4 protein-coding genes are annotated in these 5,151 nt (G+C 71.5%); 3 read left to right on the top strand and 1 reads right to left on the bottom strand.

The features are described 5' to 3' along the window. Positions 1-1,664 (bottom strand): FAD-dependent oxidoreductase (locus ABZ749_RS28980; protein ID WP_357233351.1); only part of this gene is annotated, 1,664 nt, incomplete at its 3' end. Positions 1,665-1,816: 152 nt separating this feature from the next. Between ABZ749_RS28980 and ABZ749_RS28975 the strand changes: the two genes are divergently transcribed. The 3 genes from ABZ749_RS28975 to ABZ749_RS28965 all read left to right on the top strand — a co-directional run bounded on the left by ABZ749_RS28975 (position 1,817) and on the right by ABZ749_RS28965 (position 5,120). Continuing rightward, on the top strand, positions 1,817-4,054 hold the full coding sequence (locus ABZ749_RS28975; RefSeq protein WP_357233349.1) for a hypothetical protein: 2,238 nt from the start codon (positions 1,817-1,819) through the stop codon (positions 4,052-4,054). Positions 4,055-4,097: 43 nt separating this feature from the next. Beyond that, the gene (smpB, locus tag ABZ749_RS28970; protein WP_355007334.1) at positions 4,098-4,589 is read left to right on the top strand and encodes an SsrA-binding protein SmpB; all 492 of its coding nucleotides are present in this window, start codon (positions 4,098-4,100) and stop codon (positions 4,587-4,589) included. A gap of 138 nt (positions 4,590-4,727) precedes the next feature. Continuing rightward, on the top strand, positions 4,728-5,120 hold the full coding sequence (locus ABZ749_RS28965; protein WP_112673007.1) for an SCO5389 family protein: 393 nt from the start codon (positions 4,728-4,730) through the stop codon (positions 5,118-5,120). Positions 5,121-5,151: the final 31 nt, after the last annotated feature.

Genomic DNA, 5,151 nt, shown 5'->3' with positions numbered 1-5,151 from the left:
TGCGCTGAACTCGCCGAGGACGACCTCGGCCACGGCCACGGCGGACAGGCTTTGCCACGCCCCACACCGTATCCCGATGGTGCGACAGCTCCTGGCACGTCCCCGGCGGCGAACACGCCCGGCACGCTGGTCTCCAGGTGGTACGGGTCGCGCGACAACGACCAGCCGGCCGGCCGTCGCCCCCCGGCGAGCAGATCCGGACCGGTCACGATGAAACCACGGTCGTCGCGGACCAGCACCCCGTCCAGCCAGTCGGTGCGGGGCTCCGCGCCGATGAAGATGAACAGCCAGGAGGTGTCGACCGAGCGGGCCTCCCCGGTGCGGGTGTCGCACAGGGTGAGCCGCTCCAGGTGGTCCTCTCCCGCCCCGCCGACCACTGCGGTGTGCGGGTGCACGGTGATCCGGTCGATCCGTTCCAGCTGGTCGATCAGGTAACGCGACATCGAGGCGGTCAGGTCCGCACCACGGATGAGCAGGTGCACCCTCGACGCGTACCGGGAGAAGTGGACCGCCGCCTGGCCGGCGGAGTTGGCACCGCCGACGATGTAGACGTCCTGCTCGACGCAGCTCGGCGCCTCGGTGGCGGCGGCGCCGTAGAACACCCCCCGCCCGGTGAAGTCGGCCAGCCCGGGGGCGTCGAGCACCCGGTACGACACGCCGGTGGCCAGCACCACGGTGTGCGCGGCGATCTCGGTGCCGTCGCCGAAACGCAGCAGTCGGGCACCGCCGGCCTCGCTGAGACCGACCACCTCCCGGGCGCTGAGCAGCTCGGCGCCGAACTTGACCGCCTGCCGTCGGGCCCGATCGGTCAACTGTGCGCCGGAGACACCGTCCGGGAAGCCGAGGTAGTTCTCGATGCGGCTGCTCTGCCCGGCCTGACCGCCGGTCGCCCGTCGCTCCACGAGCACGGTGCGCAGCCCCTCCGACGCGCCGTACACCGCCGAACCGAGACCGGCGGGGCCGCCGCCGATCACCACCAGGTCGTAGAAGTCACACGCCGGCACCACAGTCAACCCGGCCAGCGCGGCCAACTCGGCCTCGCTCGGGGCAACCAACGCCTTGCCCTCCGGCGTCACCACCAGCGGCACGTCCGCCTCGGTGGCCCCGGCCGCGTCGAGCAACCGGACGCCCTCCGGATCGTCGGACAACAGCCACCGGTACGGCACCAGATTGCGGGCCAGGAAGTCGCGGACCTTGAACGACGGCGCCGACCAGCGGTGCCCGACGACCCGGATCTCCGCGCTGGCCGCGTCCGGGGTGACCGCCCACGCCTCCAGCAACCCATCGACCACCGGATACAGCTTCTCCTCCGGCGGGTGCCAGGGTTTGAGCAGGTAGTGGTCCAGGTCGACCACGTTGATGGCCTCGATCGCGGCGTCCGTGTCCGCGTACGCGGTGAGCAGCACCCGACGGGCGGCCGGGAAGATGTCCATCGCCGCTTCGAGGAACTCGACGCCGGTCATCTCCGGCATCCGGTGGTCGGCCAGCAGCAGCGCCACCTGTTCGCCGCGCAGCTTGACCTCGCGCAGCGCGTCCAGCGCCTCTGGGCCGGAAGAGGCTCGCAACACCCGATAGCGGTCGCCGTAGCGGCGCCGGATGTCGCGGGCCACCGCCCGGGACACCACGGGGTCGTCGTCGACGGTCAGGATCACCGGGTTCGCCATGGCGCCATGAAATCACCTGCCGACGGTCGACCGCACCATCGCCGGCGCCCGACCCCACGGTTGACCGCCCCGCAGACGGGTAAGCCGGAACGCCGCGCGGGTGGCCGGACATCGACGACCCGCCCGGTTGCCGCGCACACCTCGGGGGGCCCATGGCCGACGCGACACCGAACGGACCGCCGACGTCGGGCGGGATCGTGGAGCTGCGAGTGCACGGTGTCTCCGGCGCGGGCGCGGACCAGGTGTTGGACCGGCCGTACGTCTACCAGGTAGCCGGCGACCGCAGCGGAGGTTTCTACCGACCGCGCCCCGGATACCCGGACTCGACCGGTACGGACGGGGTGACGCTGGAGGCGTACCGCTGGAGTGACCTGCCGTCCGGCACAGCCGTGCGGACCCTGTCGCTGGTCTTCCTGCTGCCGTTCATGCTCTGCAACGTGGCCCTGTGGATGCGGCCGGCGAACACCGTCTCGAAGCGCGGCTTCATGGCGCTGTGCCGGGTGCTCGCCCTCACTCTCACCATGCTCTACGTGCTCTCCATCGTCGGGGTGGCGTTGGACCTGATCGCGTGGCGCTGCATGGGCACCCCGTCGTGCCTGGCCGGTCGGACCTGGCTGTCCTGGCTCGGCGGGCGCCCGACCGGGCTGCGCCTGGGTGTGCTGGCGCTCGTGCCGGTCGCCGCCATCGGGCTCGTCTGGTGGTTGGGCGCTCGCCCGGGCCATTCCTTCGACGCGTTCCGGACGCCGTCGACGACGATGTCGAAACACCAACTGAGCGCCGTCGGCCAGTGGGACGGCGAGCCGCTCGTGGGTCGGCTGCGCTCGGTCCACGTCGCGGCGGCGTTCGCCACGCTCAGCGGCAGCCTGCTGACCGCGCGAGCCAGCCAGCACCGCTCGTGGGTGATGGTGATCCTGTTGACGGCCACCGGAGTGGTGCTGCTGAGCTGCCTGGTCCTGGTCACGGTGGTGCGGAGCATCGACCGCACCGACCCGTCGCCCCGGGTGGACGGGGTCTTCCGCGGGCTGCGCACCATCGCCTGCGGCCTGACGATGCTGGTGATCGTGCACATCGTCATCAGCCCGGCGCCGTGGCCGCAGGGCGGCGTGCTGCCCGGCTACAGCGCGATCGTGGCCTGGCTGTTCGTCAGCCAGACCGTGCTGGTGGTCGCGCTCGCCGTGCTGGTGATCTGGCGGCGGGGTGGCGGGCAGCGCAGGTCACCCATCCGCGCGTTGGGAGCGCCGGTCTTCATGACGATCTCGGCTGGGCTCGCCGTGGCGTTCTCGGCCGAGTTGGTCTTCCGGGTGGCGGACCTGCTCGACCGCAACGGGACGACCGCGGACGGCCTGGAGACCAGTCCTCCCCTGGCGTACAAATGGGCGATCTTCGGGTTTTTCCTGGCCGTGGTGACCGCACTGCTGGTGGCCGGCCTGGTCACCAGGATGACCCGGCGCGGGCGGCGGCAGGCCGCGCGGGCGATCGTGGCCGCCGACTTCCCGGACGCGCCGCCGCACGCGGCGGCCCGGCTGCGGCGGGTCGAGCAGGCGGTGGCCCGCGCCCGTTTCACCGAGAATCTGGAACCGCTCTCCGTGGTGTACGCCAGCCTGGCGGCGCTCGGCCTGGCCACCAGCCTGCTCGGCCTGCTCCAACTCCTACCCGGGGACGTGGCGCAGCGCTACGTCGGAGTGCCGGAGGGCATGGTCAACTTCCTGATCGGGTCGGGTAGCTACGTGATCGCCGCGATCCTGCTCGGCCTGGTGGTGGGCGGCATCTTCGCGTACCGGACACCGCAGTTCCGCCGGTACGTGGGGGTGCTCTGGGATCTGGGCACCTTCTGGCCCCGGGCGGCGCACCCGTTCGCGCCGCCCTGCTATGCCGAGCGGGCCGTGCCGGAGTTGGCCAAGCGGATCACCTACCTGGTGGAACAGGGTCAGGGCGTGCTGCTGGCCGGGCACAGCCACGGCTCGGTACTGCTCGCCGCCGCGGTTCTGCAACTGCCCACCCGGATCACCCACCGGGTCGCCCTCCTGACCTACGGCTCACCGCTGGGCCGGCTCTACTCCCGGCTCTTCCCGGCGTACGCCGACGACCCGGCGCTGCGGGAGATCGGCGAACGGGTCGGCTGGCGCTGGATCAACCTGTGGCGCGACACCGACCCGATCGGCGGTTGGATCTTCGCCTCCCACCGTCCCGGGGAGGCCGAGACGCTGACCGGGCCGGCGGCGATGGTGGACCGGCGGTTGACCGACCCGCAGGACGTGGTGCCGGCGCCCAGCGACAGCGTTCCGCCGCCGATCCTCGGACACTGGCCGTGTGAGTCGCAGGAGGCGTTCGGGGACGCGGTGAGGGACCTCACCGCGCGACTACGTCCGGCGCGCCCCGCACACGACTGAGCCGGCCGGTACGACTGCTCCGACGGCCGGATATCGTCGCCTGGTGACCCCGTCCAAGCCACCCACCCGCCGGTTGATCGCCTCCAACAAGAAGGCCCGGCACGAGTACACGGTGCTGCGCACGTACGAGGCGGGCATCGTGCTGGTCGGCACCGAGGTCAAGTCGCTGCGCGAGGGGCGGGCCTCGCTGGTGGACGCCTTCGCGCACGAGCGCGACGGTGAGATCGTGCTGTACGGCCTTCACATCGCCGAATACGCCTACGGCACGTGGACCAACCACGCCCCGCGCCGCAACCGCAAGCTGCTGCTGCACCGCGCCGAGATCGACCGGATCCTGGACAAGGTCCGCGAGGGCGGGGTGACCCTCGTTCCGCTGTCGATGTACTTCGAGAACGGCTTCGCCAAGGTCGAACTGGCCCTCGCCAAGGGCAAGCGCTCCTACGACAAGCGGCAGACGTTGGCCGAGCGCGACGCCAACCGGGAGATCGCCCGCGAACTGGGCCGGCACCTCAAGGGCCATCCCCGCCGACCCTGACGCCGCCGCTCGTCCCAGGACACGGGTGGGTCGCGGCGTGGCGCGCCGGGCCATCGTTGACGTCCTGCGAGAGACGTGGTCTGCTCAGTCGACGCCGTTATTGGAAACGGTAATCATTAGCTGTAGCGGAGGAGAACCATGTCGCTCACTGTCCCGCCCGCACTGCTGGACGCCGCCGAACGCGGCCCCATCGACGACGAGGCGTTCATCGCCTGCGTCCGTGACTCGCTGCCGTACGCCTGGGCCACCGTCAGCCGGGTGGTCGCCGAACTGGAGGCCGGCGACGACGACCTGGCCGACAACGTCGTTCCGCCGCCCACCGACGCCGACCGGGGTCAACTGCTCCGCGCACTGGCCAGCGACGCCATCCGCGGTGGCCTGGAGCGACACTTCGGCGTACGCCTGGCCTTCCAGAACTGCCACCGCGTCGCCGCGTTCCGCCCATCGGCCGTCGACGGCGAGCGCTACCGCCGCTTCGTGTCGACCCGTGGCCAACTGCTCAACCAGTCCCCCGAACTCCGCAACTGCTGACCGTCGCGGCGGGCGGGCTCACCCGAGCCCG

The organism is Micromonospora sp. NPDC047753, from assembly GCF_040642735.1.
In the GTDB taxonomy this organism is placed as follows: domain Bacteria; phylum Actinomycetota; class Actinomycetes; order Mycobacteriales; family Micromonosporaceae; genus Micromonospora.
Note: the sequence above shows the minus strand (reverse complement) of the source record. Positions and strands in the feature narration are given on the sequence as shown.